This window comes from Elongatibacter sediminis, assembly GCF_037892215.1.
In the GTDB taxonomy this organism is placed as follows: Bacteria; Pseudomonadota; Gammaproteobacteria; order Xanthomonadales; family SZUA-36; genus Elongatibacter; species Elongatibacter sediminis.
In genome coordinates this window covers 165,163-178,974 of sequence record NZ_JAZHOG010000007.1, presented here as the reverse complement: position 1 = coordinate 178,974, position 13,812 = coordinate 165,163, and the positions used below count along the sequence as shown (strand labels likewise).

Genomic DNA, 13,812 nt, shown 5'->3' with positions numbered 1-13,812 from the left:
AGGCCTTCTAATTTCTTCTCCTCCACGGACGTATTCATGCTCCATGAGGCCCTGCTGATATTCGCCATCACCGCCGCTGGCGGAATCGTGCTGGGCAACGGTCTGGTGCGAGGATGGTTGGCCTCCCGGATGGTTTCCCTGCTGCATGCGGCGTTTGCTCTTTGCGGCCTGCTGCTGCTACTGGGCGGCACGCTGCAGGCGCAATGGAATGCTTACGCCCTGCTGGCGTTGTGGGTGCTGTGCCTGGCCACCGGAGCGGGATTTCACCTGACCCTCAGACGTGCCCGCCAGCCCGGCGGTCCGCCGCGCATGGCGTGGCTGCACGTCATGCTGGCCCTCGCCGGCCTCGGTACCTTGCTGGTCGCGGTTCAAACCAGCGCCTCGACCTTCTAGAAACGGATTGGGGCACCTCGTTTCAGGACCGCGTCTTCAGGCGGGCTCCGCCAACGGTGGCCGCCGCCCCAGAACGCTTCGTGGAGTCACTGCCAGTACCAGCATGAAAACGACGATGAGGGGCACGCAGGTCCACAGCAGGCCGTTCCACTGCCAGGTGGCCAAAAACCAACCGGAACCCAGCGATACCGCGGCCTGCACCGAGAACACCAGGAAATCATTCATCGACTGCACCCGGAACCGCTCCTCGGGACGATAACCCAGCGGCAACAGGTTGGTGCCGGTGAGAAACAGAAAGTTCCAGCCCACTCCGAGAATGACCAGGGCCGCCCAGTAGTGAATGAACGCATTATCGGCCAGCGCCACTCCAATGCAGATCAGCAAACCGGTCGCACCCGCCCACAGCATGCCGCGATAGCCCAGGCGCGATTGAAACCACGCATACACCAGCGATGGCAGATACATGCCGGCCACGTGTGACTGGATCACGATTTTGGTTTCTTCCAGACCGTGCCCGGCGTGGGTGTGCATGCTGATGGGGGTGGCCGTCATGATGAAGCTCATGACCCCGTAGCCCAGGGCGGCCGAAACGATCGCCAGCAACACCACGGGTTCGCGGATGATTTCAACGATGGGCCGGCCCTGCGAGCGGTGGTGCACCGACGGCGGCGCCGAGTCGCGGTGGAAAGCGATCACCAGCATGCCGACCGCGTAGTTCAGGGCCAGCAAGACATAGGATCCGGCGTACTCCACCGGCAGAAGATTGCGTCCCCGAACCGCCAGTTCCGGCCCGATGAAGGCCCCCAGTATGCCGCCCAGCAGCAGTACCGAAGTGGCCTTGGGTGCTACTTCCGCGGGAACGGCTTCCAGCGCGGCGAAACGATACTGATGGCCAGCCGCCGCCGACCAGCCAATGAGAAAGCAGCCGGCGCAGAACAGTGCGAACCGGTCGATCACCAGGCTGGCCGCCACCACCAGCGCCGCGGCCAGCGCCAGCGCGGCATACGCCACGAAAATCCGTCGCCGGCCGAACCGATGCAGCAATCGCCCCGTGGGCAGGGTCGATGCCGCGATACCCACCACCGCGAGCGCGATCGGCAGCGTCGCGAGACCCGGACGCGGCGCGAATTCCGTACCGATGATTCCCGCGATCAGCACGGTCATCGAGGTCCCGGCCATCATCAACGCATAGGCCAGGGTCAAACGCCAGACAGGGAAGGGAATGGATTTCATGCGCGAATGATATACGCCTCAGTGCGCATGATGGGCCGCGCCGCTGACGCCCTGCCAGAGGGTGAAGGCCATCCATGCGGACAGCAGCACCAGGCTGAGGCCGACGAAACGGCGAAACCCGCGATCAGACAGTACCGCGGCCAGGCTCGGCGCCGCCAGGGTCAAACCCAGCATGGACGGCCAGGTGCCCAGGCCGAACGCGGCCATGGTCAAGCCACCGTGCACGGCACTGCCGGTGGAAGCCGCGGTCAACAGCACGGTATAAACCAGTCCGCAGGGCAGCAAGCCCCAGCACCCGCCGAGCAGGAGACGGCCGGGCAGATCGCGACGCGCCGCCGCGCGCGCCGCGAATGGCGCGATCCGCCCCCACAATCTGCCGCCCGCCCGCTCCAGTCCGGCCATGCCCCGCCAGCCGACGAGGTAGTGCAGGCCGATGGCGAGAATCATCACGGTGGTCAGACCCCGCAGCCACAGCGACCAGGCGGGTACGCCCCCTGCCCCGCCGGCCCGGCCGAGCGCTCCGGCGGTCAGTGCGCCCAGCGCCGCGTAGCCCAGAATCCGGCCGGTATTGAATTGCAGCGCAGCGACGAATCCGCCCCGCCCTCCGTGCCCCGGCAGCGCCGCCATTGCGCCCAGGCTGCCGGCGATTCCACCGCACATCGCGAAGCAATGTCCGCTGCCCAGCAGGCCGGCCATGAATGCGGCCACCAGCACGGATACCTCGGGCCCCGTCATCGCGGATCGTCCGGGCTATCGGATTCGGGCGTTTGCTCGTCATCATCGAGCACCACGCTCCAGCCCTGTGAATCGAGGTCGTCGAACTGGCCGCTCCGTATGGCCCAGAACAGGGCCCAGACAGCGACTGCGATCAGTACCAGAGCGAGCGGAATCATCACGTACAGAATGGTCATCGCACCAGCGCCTCCCGGGCAATCCCCGGCGGCCCGGAACCCTCGCCGCGGCGCGGTCCGGCCGCCATGCGCGCGGCGTTGAGCACCACCAGCAGCGAACTCGCGGACATGCCGATGGCCGCCATCCACGGCTGCAGAGCGCCGGACACCGCCCACGGCAGCACGCTGGCGTTGTACATCAGAGCCCAGGTCAGGTTCTGGCGGACCAGGCGTACTGCCTTGCGGCCTGCTTCGAAGGCCACCTCGACCCGTTGCAGGTTTTCCGCGGTCAGGACCAGGTCGGCGGAACTGTTGGCCAGCTCCGTTGCGCCGGATACCGCCATGGAGGCATCGGCGCCGGCCAGGACCGGCGCATCATTCACGCCGTCCCCAATCATGAGAACAGTTCTACCTTGTTTCTGTAATTTTTTGATAATACTTAGTTTATCTTCCGGGCTGCATCGGCTGGACCAGACATCGATCCCAAGTGTCTCCGCCACGTGACCGACCGGTGCTGCAGCATCCCCGGAGCAGATGCGCAATTGCAGGCCCCTGGCCCGCAAAGCGGCCACGGTTTCGCGAACGCCGGGGCGCAGGGTGTCGCTCAATGTCCAGCAGGCCAGCCAGCCCCGTTCGTCGCCCAGCCAGACTTCGCCACCGGAAGGGTCGCCTGAAGACTCGGGGGCGACCGGATCGACGAATCGGGCCGATCCGATGCGCCAGCGCTCACCGTCAATCCTGCCCTCGACGCCGCGGCCGGCGATGCTCCGAACCGCTTCTACCGGCACGGCATTCGCAATGTCGCGAAAAGCCCGCGCGACCGGGTGCGCCGAGTGACTTTCCAGGCCCGCCGCGATGGCCAGCAGGCGGGACGAGTCGGCTTCCGGCCGTCCGGGATTCAAACTCAGATGGCCGCGCACCGGGTCACCGCGGGTCAGGGTTCCGGTTTTGTCGAACACCACCGTGTCCACTTGCGGCAGGGTGTGCAGTGCCCGGCTCCGGGTCAACAGAATCCCGGACTGGAGCAGACCGCGGCTGGCCGCCGCCTGCACCGCGGGCAAGGCCAGGGACAAGGCGCACGGGCAGCTCGCGACCAACACCGCCAGCGCCGCCGGAAACGCCCGCTCGGCGTCGGCACTCTGCCAGTACCACCCGGTCAGGGCGGCGAGCACCAGCACGCCCACGGTAAAGACCGGCACCAGCCATCCGGGCACGCCACCCGCATCCCGGGAATCGCTGCGGCCCTGCAGCAGCATGCGACCCAGGCTGGACACCGTCGTCTCTCCGGCCGCCGCCGTCGCTTCGACATCCACTGACTGCGACAGGTTGATGCTCCCGGCGATGACCGCGTCACCCGTCTGTCGCAGCACCGGCCGCGACTCGCCGCTGAGCAGGCTCTCGTCCACATCGGTCGCGCCATCGACGATGCGGCCGTCACAGGGAAACGCGCTGCCGGCCGCGACCCGCACGCGGTCCCCCTGCTCCAGATCGATGGCCGGAAGGGTTTCGGTGCCCTGCGCAGTAATGCGCCGCGCCCACTCGGGAAGCAGACGCGCCAGCGCGGAACCGGCCTGCAGATTGCGGTGGCGCAGCACCAGCTCGACGTGGCGGCCGAGGGTCAGGAAAAATATGAACATCACGACGGAGTCGAACCAGACCTCGCCGGAACCGCGGAAGAAATTCACGCAACTGGCGAGAAACGCCAGACCGATCGCCAGCGCCACCGGCAGGTCCATCCCCGGCCGCCCGGCGCGCAGGCCACGCCAGGCACCGACGAAGAACACCCGTCCCGAGTAAAGCACCACCGGCAGTGTGACGATCAGGGACAGCCAGGTCAGAAACCCCCGCGAAGCCGCCGACATGCCCCCCTGAAACTCGCCGGCGTACAGGCCCACCGCGTACATCATCACCTGCATCATGCCCAGCCCGGCCACGCCCAGCCGCCTGAGCGAGTCCCGCCGTTCCGCCCGGCGCCCCTCCTCTTCCGATTCGGCCAGTGGCAGATGCGGAATGTAGCCGAGATCGAACAGCGCGCCGGCAATGGCGCTCAGGCGGATAAGGGCGGGATTCCAGACGATGCGCGTGAAGCCGGTGGCGGTGTCGACCTGTACTGCGCGGATGCCCTCGAAACTCTCGAGCCGGCTGCGAATCAGCCAGGCGCAGGCCGCGCAGCGGATGCCTTCGGTCTGCAGCAGCAATTCACGGGTGCCATCATCCCGCTCGCGGCCCCACAGCGCTTCCCGGGAATCGACGGCGGACCAGGCCTCGCGCGCCTCCTGTGCGGCCGGATCGACACGCCGATTGAGTTCTTGCCGAAAGCGGTAGAAACGCCCCAGACCCGAAGCATGAATCAACTGGGCGACCGCACGGCAGCCGTGGCAGCACATGGGCCGCTCGACGCCATCGATCTCGACTTCCAGGTGCAGGTCGGGGGGAACCGGCTCGCCGCAATGGAAGCAGGTCGATTCAGCGTTCTCCATCACCGTCATCCGCGCCGGGCCCGCTTCCGGGCCTGTCCGCGGGCACGCCGGAAGCGGCCGGCTGCGCTTTCAGGGCGGCCTTGACCTCCTCGTAGCGATTCAGGTCGAGCACGACGGTTTCCGGACGACTCAGGGCGAGCCAGAGCGTAACACCGCAGGCCACGACGGTAATGGCCGGAATGGCGATCAGGACCCATGGCCAGGGTTCGCGGTACCAGGGACGAGGGGCGCCGCTCGGCGAACTCACGACCCGCCCCCAACGGGCAACAGTACCCGGGCTTCCACGGTGCGGCGGATCTCCGGTGCATCCTCGGCGGCGAGTTCCAGTTCCAGCCGCTGAACACCGGCACCGCTGCTGGCAGGTAATTGAATGCGTACCGGGAAAGCGCCGGTGGCCGCGGCCTCGAGTTCCAGGGGACGAGCCAGTTCGATCACCGCGGCGTCATCGGCACCCGCCTCCAGGGTGTACCGGTGCGCAGCGTCATCCATGTTGGTGATTTTCAGGGTATAAACGTTTTCCACCAGCCCACCCGGCAATTCGCGGTACAAAGCGTTGCGGTCGCGAATCAGATCGGCTCGCAGCGGCAGCCGATGCGTCATCGACCACAGGGTGCCACCGAACAGCACGAGCAACAACATGCCGTAGATCAACACCCGGGGACGCAGAAGGCGCGCCGGTTTGCCTTCCAGAGTGTTTTCTGTGGTGTAGCGAATCAATCCGCGCGGGTAATCCATTTTGTCCATGACTTCATCGCAGATGTCCACGCAGGCCGCGCAGGCGATGCACTCGTACTGCAGGCCCTTGCGAATGTCGATGCCGGTCGGACAGACCTGGACACACAGCGTGCAGTCGATGCAGTCGCCCAGCCCCAACTCACTCTTGTCGGCGGTCTTGCGCCGTCCGCCCCGCGGTTCACCACGGGCCTCGTCGTAAGAGATGATCAGGGTGTTGCGGTCGAACATCGCGCTCTGGAAACGAGCGTAGGGGCACATGTACTTGCACACCTGCTCGCGCAGGAACCCGGCGTTTCCGTAAGTCGCGAAACCGTAAAAAATGATCCAGAAAGTTTCCCACGGCCCGAGCGAAAGCGACAGCACGTTGACGCCAAGTTCCCGGATCGGGGTGAAAAACCCGACAAACGTGAACCCCGTCCAAACCGAAAATGTGATCCAGAGAAACTGCTTGAGGGATTTGCGCGCGATTTTGTGCGGCGTCCACGGCGCGGCGTCGAGCTTGATGCGCTTCTGGCGGCTGCCCTCCACCCAGCGCTCCATCAACAGGAAGGCCTCGGTCCACACGGTCTGCGGACAGGCGAAGCCGCACCACAGACGTCCGGCCAGCGCGGTGAAGAAGAACAGCGCCAGTCCGGCGCAGATCAGCAACAGGGCCAGAAAAATGAAATCCTGTGGCCAGAAGGTCAGCCCCAGAATGTAAAACTTGCGGGCCGGCAGATCGAACAGCACGGCCTGGTGTCCGCCCACCTGGAACCACGGGATGAAATAGAAAAGCCCGAGCAACACGTACATGGCGACGTTGCGCAGGCGGGCGAACCGCCCGGTCACGTGATGCGGATAGACTTTGGGTTCCTTGCGGTACAGCGAATCGTGCACCGGCGGTTCTACGGCCATTCTTCGGGATCCAGATCGAGTTTGTTGGCTGCGTCCGGCTTGATTTCAGGCGCCGGGCGACGGCCGCGTCCGCGGTAGTGTCCGCGCCGGGGACCGGTGCGGATCATGAAAACGGTCAGGGCGCTGGCGATGAAGCCGACCCCGAACAAAAAGAGGAACCCCAGACTGTAAGCCAGTTTACGGCCCATTTCCCAGGGCAGCACCCAGGCCTCATTGAGGGCTTCCGGATCGAGTACCGCAAAAATGACGAACGTGCCGGCGCAGGCCGCCAGGAAGGAAATCCAGACGATGATGCCGACATCCCGCCGGCGCCGGTCCCAGCGCCCCGGGATGACTTCGTCCGGTCCCGGCTCGTCTGAACCGGCCCATTCATCGCGGCCGCTCGGATTCCCGCTCGGGCTGCTGGTCGATGTCATCTGTGCCCGCCCTCCCGTCAGTCGCCCGTATCGGCGGAAAGTGACAGCACGTAAGCCGCCACCAACCGGCGACGCTCCTCGCTCAGCAGATCGCGGTGAGCGGGCATGTTCCCGTTGCGGCCGTTGGTGATGGTCTCGGTCAGCACTGCCGGCGTGCCACCATACAACCAGGCATCGTCGGTGAGATTGGGTGCGCCCAGCATCGGGTTACCGGTGCCATCCGGCCCGTGACAGGCCACGCACAGCGTGTCGTAACGTTGCTTGCCGGCCGCCGCGAGCCCGGGGTCCGCTTTCTGGCCAGAGAGTTGCTGTACGTACACCACCGTCTCCAGCACCCCTTCCTCGCCCAGGGCCGCGCCCATCGGCGGCATCACGCCGGCCCGGCCATCCCGGATACTGGTGGCGACCTGCTCCCACGAGTTGCCGTACAGCCAGGCGTCATCGGTGAGATTGGGGAAGCCCGGCGCACCGCGGCCGTCGGAACCGTGGCACATGGCACAGTAGTTTCCAAACAGGCGGCGGCCGATTCCCACCGCCTCGGCATCGGCGATCAGTTCTTCCGGACGCATGTCGGTGAAACGCTCGAACACTTCCTGCTGGCGCGCGTCCGCCTGCTCGAGTTCCTGTTCCAACTGCTGGACCTGGGTCCAGCCGAGGATGCCGTCGATATTGCCCAGTCCGGGATAAAACACCAGGTATGCGAGCGCGAAGATAATCGTGAGATTGAACAGGTGCAGCCACCAGCGCGGCAGTGGCGCATTGAGCTCGATCAGGTCCTCGTCCCAGACATGGCCCGTGGAGCCCACCTCGTTGCCCTTGCGGCCGGAAACGCCCTTGGTCCAGTGCAGCAGCCACCAGCACGCAAGAATGCTGGCGATCGTGCCGACAATGACGAACCAGTGCCAGAACGCGTTCAACATGAGCTACTCCTTCTCCTCGTTCCGGTCCGTGTCCACCGGAATTTCGCCCTCGTCTTCTTCCAGCGGAAGACGACTGGCGTCGTGAAATGTCTTCTTGCGTTTGCTGGACCAGGCCCAACCCCAGATTCCGAAGAACGCCACCATCAGGACGATCAGAAGAATACCGCGCAGCGTGTTCAGGTCGAGGCCCAGCACTTCGGTTTCCATGCTCAGCGCCCGCTACGCGCCCGACCCAACCCTTGCAGGTAGGCGACCAGGGCATCCATTTCGGTCTTGCCGGCCACGTCCGCCGCCGCCGCTTCGATCTCTTCGTCGGTGTAGGGATCTCCGAGTCGCTGCAAGGCGCGCATCCGCAGTTGTATCGTCGCCGCATCCACCGGATTTTCCGCCAGCCACGGGTAGCCCGGCATGTTGGACTCGGGCACGACATCGCGCGGGTTGTTCAGGTGAATCACGTGCCACTCGTCGCTGTAGCGCCCTCCCACCCGCGCCAGGTCCGGCCCGGTGCGCTTGGAACCCCACTGGAAGGGCCGGTCGTAGACACTTTCGCCGGCCACCGAATAGGCGCCGTAGCGCTCGATCTCGCTGCGAAACGGCCGCACCATCTGGGAATGGCAGTTGTAGCAGCCCTCGCTGACGTAAACGTCCCGGCCGGCCAACTCCAGAGCCGGATAAGGCCGCACACCCTCAGCCGGCTGACGGGGCTCGTTGAAGATCAAAGGCAGGATTTCGATCAAACCACCGATGCTGACGGCGATGACGATCAGCACGGCCATCAAAGAGATGTTTTTCTCGAGAATCTTGTGACCGGAGCTCATGCTGCGTCTCCCCAGTATGCCGGCGCGGCCGCACGAAATTCCGGCACCGCCTTGGCGGTCATCGTTTTCCAGGTATTCCACGCCATGATGAACATGCCGCTGAGGTACAGAATGCCACCCAGCAGGCGAACGACGTAGTAAGGCTTGGTCGCGGCAAGCGACTCGATGAACGTGTAGGTCAGGGTTCCGTCGTCATTGAACGCACGCCACATCAAGCCCTGCATCACGCCCGCGATCCACATCGATGCAATGTACAGAACGATACCGATGGTCGAGACCCAAAAATGAATTTCCACGGCTTTGACGCTGAACATCTTTTTCTCGCCCATCAGGCGGGGAATCATGCAGTACAGTGACCCGATGGTGATCAGGCCGACCCAACCCAGGGCCCCGGAATGCACGTGTCCGATGGTCCAGTCGGTGTAGTGGCTCAGGGCATTGACCGTCTTGATCGACATCATCGGGCCTTCGAACGTGGACATGCCGTAGAAGCTGAGCGCGACGATCATGAATTTGAGAACCGGGTCGGTTCGCAGTTTGTGCCACGAGCCCGACAGGGTCATGATGCCGTTGATCATCCCGCCCCAACTCGGCGCCAGCAGAATCAGCGAAAACACCATGCCCAGGGACTGCAGCCAATCCGGCAGCGCCGTGTAGTGCAGGTGGTGTGGCCCGGCCCACATGTAGATTGAAATCAAAGCCCAGAAATGCACGATGGACAGCCGGTAGGAATAAACCGGTCCTTCGGCCTGTTTGGGCACGAAGTAATACATCATGGCCAGGAAACCGGCGGTCAGGAAAAACGCCACCGCATTGTGCCCGTACCACCATTGAACCATCGCGTCGACGGCGCCCGAATACACCGGGTATGACTTCCACCATCCCGCGGGTATGGCCAGGTTATTGAAGATGTGCAGCAACGCGATGGTCAGGATGAAAGCCGCGTAGAACCAGTTGGCCACGTAGATGTGGCTGACCCGCCGCTTCGCAATGGTGCCGAAGAAAACGATGCCGTAGGCGACCCAGACCAGCGTGATCAGCACATCGATCGGCCACTCCAGTTCCGCGTACTCCTTGCTCTGGGTGATGCCCAGTGGAAGCGTGATCGCGGCCGCGACGATGACCGCCTGCCAGCCCCAGAACACGAAGTTCGCCAGTCCCCCGGCAAACAGCCGCACGTGGCAGGTTCTCTGCACCACATACAACGACGTGCCGATGAGGCCCGAACCGCCGAAAGCGAAGATCACCGCATTGGTGTGCAGCGGCCGCAGCCGCGAATAGGTCAGCCATGGAATGTCGAAATTCAACTGGGGCAGCCATAGCTGGGCGGCTATGAACACGCCAACGAGCATGCCGACGATGCCCCACACCACGGTCATGACGGCGAATTGCCGAACGACCTTGTCGTTGTATGTCATGGTCTCATTCATCCGGACACACCACTCCCTCTCCGGCCGGACCTGTGTCCGACCGGCTGTTAAGTATCAGTTGGACACCGGGAATCCCCTCCCGGCCATTCAACGTGGATGCCAGCGCACCAGACTCACCGGGACGGTTGTCGCTGCCCCGGTCAGTTCATAAGGCGCCCATTCAGGACTTGGCCACCCAGGCATTGCACCAGCCCGCACCCACCACCGGGCGATTCTGGAAGATGCTGCACGGTGCGGTCTCGGCATCGGCTTCGCCGGCATACAGCGCGCAGTTGTGGCAGAACTGATTCGCGCCGGCGTCACCGGCCCGCTTCGGGAACTTGGTGGTATCCACCTGCGAAGCGTCTTCCACGTAGCCCATGGCTTGCGCCAGCGGCTCGGACGGATCGACCTTTTCCTGCGCCACGAGCTGAATCGGAATGGCGCTCAAGGCCAGCACGCCACCTCCAGCCTGCATGCCGAACTTCAGAAATTGACGACGAGGAAGTTTTTGGGCTTTGTTCACGATATTCTCCGAACGGTTTGAATGAGGTTATGAGCGCAGGTTGGCGCTCATCTATTTTGCCTTCCCGGCAGTTTGTTCAGCAAATCCAATAAGCGGCCCTGCGGAAATGGCTTTTCGAGATAGTCGCTCGCGCCCATCCGAATCAGGTCCACGGCCCGCTGCAACGGCAGCTCGTGGCCGGTAAACACCAGCGGCAGTGAACGAGCCGAACACTGTGCCAGAACGTCGGCTGCTTCCAGGCCCGGCAGGCTGGACTCGCTGATCACGGCAATAACGCCAGCCCGGTCGAGCAGCTCGTCCAAATCCGCGCCCTGGCCCGACTCGATGACACGCCAGCCTTGTTCGCGCAGCAAAACCGCCAGCGCGTCGCGCACGCTGTTATCCGGCTCGATCAACACGAGAGAAGGCTGTAAGGATGTCGCTTGAATCGCTGCTTCTCCCTGCCCCATGGCTGAGCCACTGTCCGTCACCCGGTACATCGTTTGCATGCTATCGGTGAGCTGCATGGCCATCATCAGGGAAAATACGTAGACAGGGTGACCGACATCAGCCCGGCGAACCGGGAGCGTCTGCGTCGCCGTTCAAATCGGGTTCAACGACGGTGATCATGCGCACCAGTGTCGCCAGGGAGTCCGCCTCCATTTTTTCCATCACGTGGGCGCGATGTATTTCCACGGTGCGGGGACTGATCGCCAGGTGGTCGGCGATCCCCTTGTTCGGCAGCCCCTGCACCATCAGGTCGAGTACATCGCGCTCCCGCGGCGTACAGGTCGCCAGGCGGCGTTTGATTTCCTGCAACGTACGCCGGCGGTCACGATCGGCCTCGTACCGCTCGATGGCGTGCCCGATCCGTTCCAGCAGCTGACCCTCTTCGAAGGGTTTGGTCAGAAAATCGAACGCGCCTTGCTGGATCGCAGCGACGGCCAGCGGAATATCACCGTGTCCGGTGATGAAAATGATGGGATACCCCACCCGCTCCCGCATCAGTTGCCGAAACAGGTCAAGGCCGTCGGTGCCCGGCATGCGGATATCGAGCAGCATGCAGTCGAAAGTTTCGCCCGTTCCCTCCGCGAGATAGTGGTCCGCCGATGCGAATGTCCGGGTTTGAAAACCGGCGGCGAACAGCAACAAACGCAGAGACTCCCGGATGGCCTCGTCATCGTCAATGATGCAAACGGTTCGGGTCATGGCGGCCGGATCGCGTGACTTCAGCCGATTGCCGCCAGCGGCAGACTGAGGATGAATCGGGCACCGCCGCTTTCCGGCCGCTCGTGCACCAGTCTTCCGCCGTGGACGGCCGCGATGCTCTTGCAGATGCTCAGACCCAGCCCGACTCCTTTCGGCTTGCTGGTGAAAAAGGGCTCGAACAGATGCGTTTCCTGCTCGACGGGGACACCGGGGCCGTCGTCGCTGACGCTGATGGCCAGGTTTTCCTCCCGCCGGACGACGACGATGCGTATCCGCCCCTCGGAGCGGCCGTCATCCCGAATGGCGTCCATGCTGTTCTTGACCAGATTCACCAGCACCTGCTGAATCTGGATTTCATCCACGTAAATCTCCGGCAACCCGTCCACGGCCTCGAACTCGATACGGATGTCACTGCTGTTCACCTCGTGCTCGAACAAGGGCAGCATGTTGCGGACAATGTCATTGATGTCGTGCCGCGACTTGCTCACGCCACCACCGCGCACGAGTTTGCGCAGTCGGGTCACGACCGCAGCGGCCCGGCGTGACTGCTCACCAATCCGTGCGCAAACGTCCATCAGGTCATCCCCGACCGCCCCCGGCTTGCCGGCGATCTGCCGACCCGCATCGGCATAGGCGGCGATCGCGGTCAGGGGTTGATTGATCTCGTGCGCGATGCCGGCGGTCAATTCACCAAGGGTCACCAATCGGTCGGCATGAAACAGTTGCTGCTCCAGCCGGCGCATCTTGTTCTCGGCTTCCACCCGATGCGTCAGGTCGTGGATGATGCCAACGAAGTTCACCTTGCCGCCGCGACGCGATTCGCCCACCGACAGCCACATGGGAAAAATCTCTCCGTTTTTGCGCATGCCCTGCTCCCGCCGTCCCTTGCCGATGATGGCCGGCTGACCGGTACGCAGGTAATTCTCCAGATAGGAGTCATGCCGGCCACGATTGGGTTCGGGCATCAGATCGCGAACATTGCGGCCGAGTATTTCCTGCTCGGTGTAGCCGAACAACCGCTGCGCGCTGAGGTTGAAGCGTTCGATCCGGCCGCGGTGATCGATGATGATGATGGCATCGACCGCGGCATCCATCAGGGTGTCCAGGAAATCAGCGCGGCGGGCGTTGCCGAGGCCCTCGCCCGGTGCGGCCGCTTCTCCGCATCCGGTAGCCGGGGCCGGACCCCGCCCTGTGGAATCGCCACCACTCATGACAGGCCACCAGGGGAGCCGCCAACACGTCCGTCTCCGGCGGTGAAGGGTGGATGACGCAGCCAGGTGCGCAATACCCGGTAGTCGTCCGCGTCATTGCGCCAGGATGCGACCACAACCCGTTGACGCCGGCCTTCGAGGGCCAGCGACACAACGGTTAGCCAGGCGGTCGACCACGCGGCAGGTGACCAGGAACCGCTTTTTCCGCCGAGCTCCGCACTGCCGTCTTGAAACAGGCGCAAGCGCTCCCGCGGGCAAGCGGGCTGCCAATGACCGGGCCATTCGGAAACCAGAACGAGGCCGGCCAGTACCACTGCGGCGGCCGGCAGACGGCCAGCCAGTGCCAGTATCCCCACGGCCGACCCCAGCCACAAACCCAGTGAGCACCGGCCGAACACACGGCCCGTGCCCGGGGTCAGCTCAATGGCGGAATTCCGTGTCATGACGAATGCGGTCCAGCAGGGCCCGGTACGGCCTGGCGTCCGGGTGCTGGCTGTTCTGCAGCCAGTCCCACAAGCGGTCGTCCTCGGTTTGCAGCAGGGATTCCAGTTCCGGCCATGCGCCGTGCTCCAGCGAATCCTGCTCGGACGCCAGAAAGCGTTCGAGCATGAGGTCCAGTTCCTTCATGCCCCGGCGGCACAGCCATTTCAGGCGCCGAACCCGCCGGTTGGTCACTGACGGCACGGCCGGGCGGACCGG

The 13,812-nt window shown here is 64.1% G+C and carries 18 protein-coding genes; 1 reads left to right on the top strand and 17 read right to left on the bottom strand.

The genetic code is table 11. The features are described from left to right. The first annotated feature begins 36 nt into the window (after window positions 1-36). Entirely contained in the window at window positions 37-393 is a 357-nt protein-coding gene (locus tag V3330_RS11875) for a hypothetical protein (protein WP_354695640.1), read from the top strand. Window positions 394-429: 36 nt separating this feature from the next. Here V3330_RS11875 and V3330_RS11870 read toward each other — a convergent pair whose 3' ends face one another. The 17 genes from V3330_RS11870 to V3330_RS11790 form a co-directional block, all read right to left on the bottom strand. Then, a complete protein-coding gene (locus V3330_RS11870; RefSeq protein ID WP_354695639.1) occupies window positions 430-1,626 on the bottom strand; it encodes an MFS transporter in 1,197 nt (398 codons plus the stop codon). Window positions 1,627-1,644: 18 nt separating this feature from the next. Beyond that, on the bottom strand, window positions 1,645-2,361 hold the full coding sequence (locus V3330_RS11865; protein ID WP_354695638.1) for a sulfite exporter TauE/SafE family protein: 717 nt from the start codon (window positions 2,359-2,361) through the stop codon (window positions 1,645-1,647). Continuing rightward, the gene (ccoS, locus tag V3330_RS11860) at window positions 2,358-2,537 is read right to left on the bottom strand and encodes a cbb3-type cytochrome oxidase assembly protein CcoS (RefSeq protein ID WP_354695637.1); all 180 of its coding nucleotides are present in this window, start codon (window positions 2,535-2,537) and stop codon (window positions 2,358-2,360) included. The genes V3330_RS11865 and ccoS overlap by 4 nt, the downstream gene beginning before the upstream one ends. After that, window positions 2,534-4,996, bottom strand: a complete 2,463-nt coding sequence (locus V3330_RS11855; protein ID WP_354695636.1) for a heavy metal translocating P-type ATPase — start codon at window positions 4,994-4,996, stop codon at window positions 2,534-2,536. Before V3330_RS11855 ends, ccoS begins: the two co-directional genes overlap by 4 nt. Next, the gene (locus V3330_RS11850; RefSeq protein WP_354695635.1) at window positions 4,983-5,243 is read right to left on the bottom strand and encodes a FixH family protein; all 261 of its coding nucleotides are present in this window, start codon (window positions 5,241-5,243) and stop codon (window positions 4,983-4,985) included. Before V3330_RS11850 ends, V3330_RS11855 begins: the two co-directional genes overlap by 14 nt. Further along, on the bottom strand, window positions 5,240-6,625 hold the full coding sequence (ccoG, locus tag V3330_RS11845) for a cytochrome c oxidase accessory protein CcoG (RefSeq protein ID WP_354695634.1): 1,386 nt from the start codon (window positions 6,623-6,625) through the stop codon (window positions 5,240-5,242). Before ccoG ends, V3330_RS11850 begins: the two co-directional genes overlap by 4 nt. Then, window positions 6,616-7,041, bottom strand: a complete 426-nt coding sequence (locus V3330_RS11840; RefSeq protein ID WP_354695633.1) for a hypothetical protein — start codon at window positions 7,039-7,041, stop codon at window positions 6,616-6,618. The genes ccoG and V3330_RS11840 overlap by 10 nt, the downstream gene beginning before the upstream one ends. A 17-nt stretch (window positions 7,042-7,058) precedes the next feature. Next, the gene (ccoP, locus tag V3330_RS11835; protein WP_354695632.1) at window positions 7,059-7,961 is read right to left on the bottom strand and encodes a cytochrome-c oxidase, cbb3-type subunit III; all 903 of its coding nucleotides are present in this window, start codon (window positions 7,959-7,961) and stop codon (window positions 7,059-7,061) included. 3 nt (window positions 7,962-7,964) lie between these two features. Further along, complete coding sequence (locus V3330_RS11830) at window positions 7,965-8,168, bottom strand: cbb3-type cytochrome oxidase subunit 3 (RefSeq protein WP_354695631.1); 204 nt, start codon at window positions 8,166-8,168, stop codon at window positions 7,965-7,967. 2 nt (window positions 8,169-8,170) lie between these two features. Beyond that, window positions 8,171-8,779 (bottom strand): cytochrome-c oxidase, cbb3-type subunit II, encoded by a 609-nt coding sequence (gene ccoO, locus V3330_RS11825; RefSeq protein ID WP_354695630.1) that lies wholly within the window; start codon window positions 8,777-8,779, stop codon window positions 8,171-8,173. Next, the gene (ccoN, locus tag V3330_RS11820) at window positions 8,776-10,209 is read right to left on the bottom strand and encodes a cytochrome-c oxidase, cbb3-type subunit I (RefSeq protein ID WP_354695629.1); all 1,434 of its coding nucleotides are present in this window, start codon (window positions 10,207-10,209) and stop codon (window positions 8,776-8,778) included. Before ccoN ends, ccoO begins: the two co-directional genes overlap by 4 nt. Window positions 10,210-10,369: 160 nt before the next feature. Further along, window positions 10,370-10,714, bottom strand: coding sequence for a high-potential iron-sulfur protein (locus V3330_RS11815; protein WP_354695628.1), 345 nt, complete (start codon window positions 10,712-10,714; stop codon window positions 10,370-10,372). A gap of 47 nt (window positions 10,715-10,761) precedes the next feature. Next, the gene (locus V3330_RS11810) at window positions 10,762-11,229 is read right to left on the bottom strand and encodes a response regulator (protein WP_354695627.1); all 468 of its coding nucleotides are present in this window, start codon (window positions 11,227-11,229) and stop codon (window positions 10,762-10,764) included. A gap of 31 nt (window positions 11,230-11,260) precedes the next feature. Beyond that, the gene (locus V3330_RS11805) at window positions 11,261-11,902 is read right to left on the bottom strand and encodes a response regulator transcription factor (protein WP_354695626.1); all 642 of its coding nucleotides are present in this window, start codon (window positions 11,900-11,902) and stop codon (window positions 11,261-11,263) included. Between the two features lie 20 nt (window positions 11,903-11,922). Then, window positions 11,923-13,113 carry a two-component system sensor histidine kinase NtrB gene (locus V3330_RS11800; RefSeq protein ID WP_354695625.1) on the bottom strand — a complete coding sequence of 397 codons (1,191 nt, stop codon included), beginning with the start codon at window positions 13,111-13,113 and terminating at the stop codon, window positions 11,923-11,925. Further along, window positions 13,110-13,556 carry a hypothetical protein gene (locus tag V3330_RS11795; protein ID WP_354695624.1) on the bottom strand — a complete coding sequence of 149 codons (447 nt, stop codon included), beginning with the start codon at window positions 13,554-13,556 and terminating at the stop codon, window positions 13,110-13,112. The genes V3330_RS11800 and V3330_RS11795 overlap by 4 nt, the downstream gene beginning before the upstream one ends. Next, window positions 13,534-13,797: an FAD assembly factor SdhE gene (locus V3330_RS11790; protein WP_354695623.1), complete on the bottom strand. Its 264-nt coding sequence runs from the start codon at window positions 13,795-13,797 to the stop codon at window positions 13,534-13,536. Before V3330_RS11790 ends, V3330_RS11795 begins: the two co-directional genes overlap by 23 nt. Between the last annotated feature and the right edge of the window lie 15 nt (window positions 13,798-13,812).

Coding starts and splice junctions, on each gene's coding strand:
- V3330_RS11875 (WP_354695640.1), top strand. CDS start 37: ATGCTCCATGAGGCCCTGCTGATATTCGCCATCACCGCCGCTGGCGGA.
- V3330_RS11870 (WP_354695639.1), bottom strand. CDS start 1,626: ATGAAATCCATTCCCTTCCCTGTCTGGCGTTTGACCCTGGCCTATGCG.
- V3330_RS11865 (WP_354695638.1), bottom strand. CDS start 2,361: ATGACGGGGCCCGAGGTATCCGTGCTGGTGGCCGCATTCATGGCCGGC.
- ccoS (WP_354695637.1), bottom strand. CDS start 2,537: ATGACCATTCTGTACGTGATGATTCCGCTCGCTCTGGTACTGATCGCA.
- V3330_RS11855 (WP_354695636.1), bottom strand. CDS start 4,996: ATGGAGAACGCTGAATCGACCTGCTTCCATTGCGGCGAGCCGGTTCCC.
- ccoG (WP_354695634.1), bottom strand. CDS start 6,625: ATGGCCGTAGAACCGCCGGTGCACGATTCGCTGTACCGCAAGGAACCC.
- V3330_RS11840 (WP_354695633.1), bottom strand. CDS start 7,041: ATGACATCGACCAGCAGCCCGAGCGGGAATCCGAGCGGCCGCGATGAA.
- ccoP (WP_354695632.1), bottom strand. CDS start 7,961: ATGTTGAACGCGTTCTGGCACTGGTTCGTCATTGTCGGCACGATCGCC.
- V3330_RS11830 (WP_354695631.1), bottom strand. CDS start 8,168: ATGGAAACCGAAGTGCTGGGCCTCGACCTGAACACGCTGCGCGGTATT.
- ccoO (WP_354695630.1), bottom strand. CDS start 8,779: ATGAGCTCCGGTCACAAGATTCTCGAGAAAAACATCTCTTTGATGGCC.
- ccoN (WP_354695629.1), bottom strand. CDS start 10,209: ATGAATGAGACCATGACATACAACGACAAGGTCGTTCGGCAATTCGCC.
- V3330_RS11810 (WP_354695627.1), bottom strand. CDS start 11,229: ATGATGGCCATGCAGCTCACCGATAGCATGCAAACGATGTACCGGGTG.
- V3330_RS11805 (WP_354695626.1), bottom strand. CDS start 11,902: ATGACCCGAACCGTTTGCATCATTGACGATGACGAGGCCATCCGGGAG.
- V3330_RS11800 (WP_354695625.1), bottom strand. CDS start 13,113: ATGAGTGGTGGCGATTCCACAGGGCGGGGTCCGGCCCCGGCTACCGGA.
- V3330_RS11795 (WP_354695624.1), bottom strand. CDS start 13,556: ATGACACGGAATTCCGCCATTGAGCTGACCCCGGGCACGGGCCGTGTG.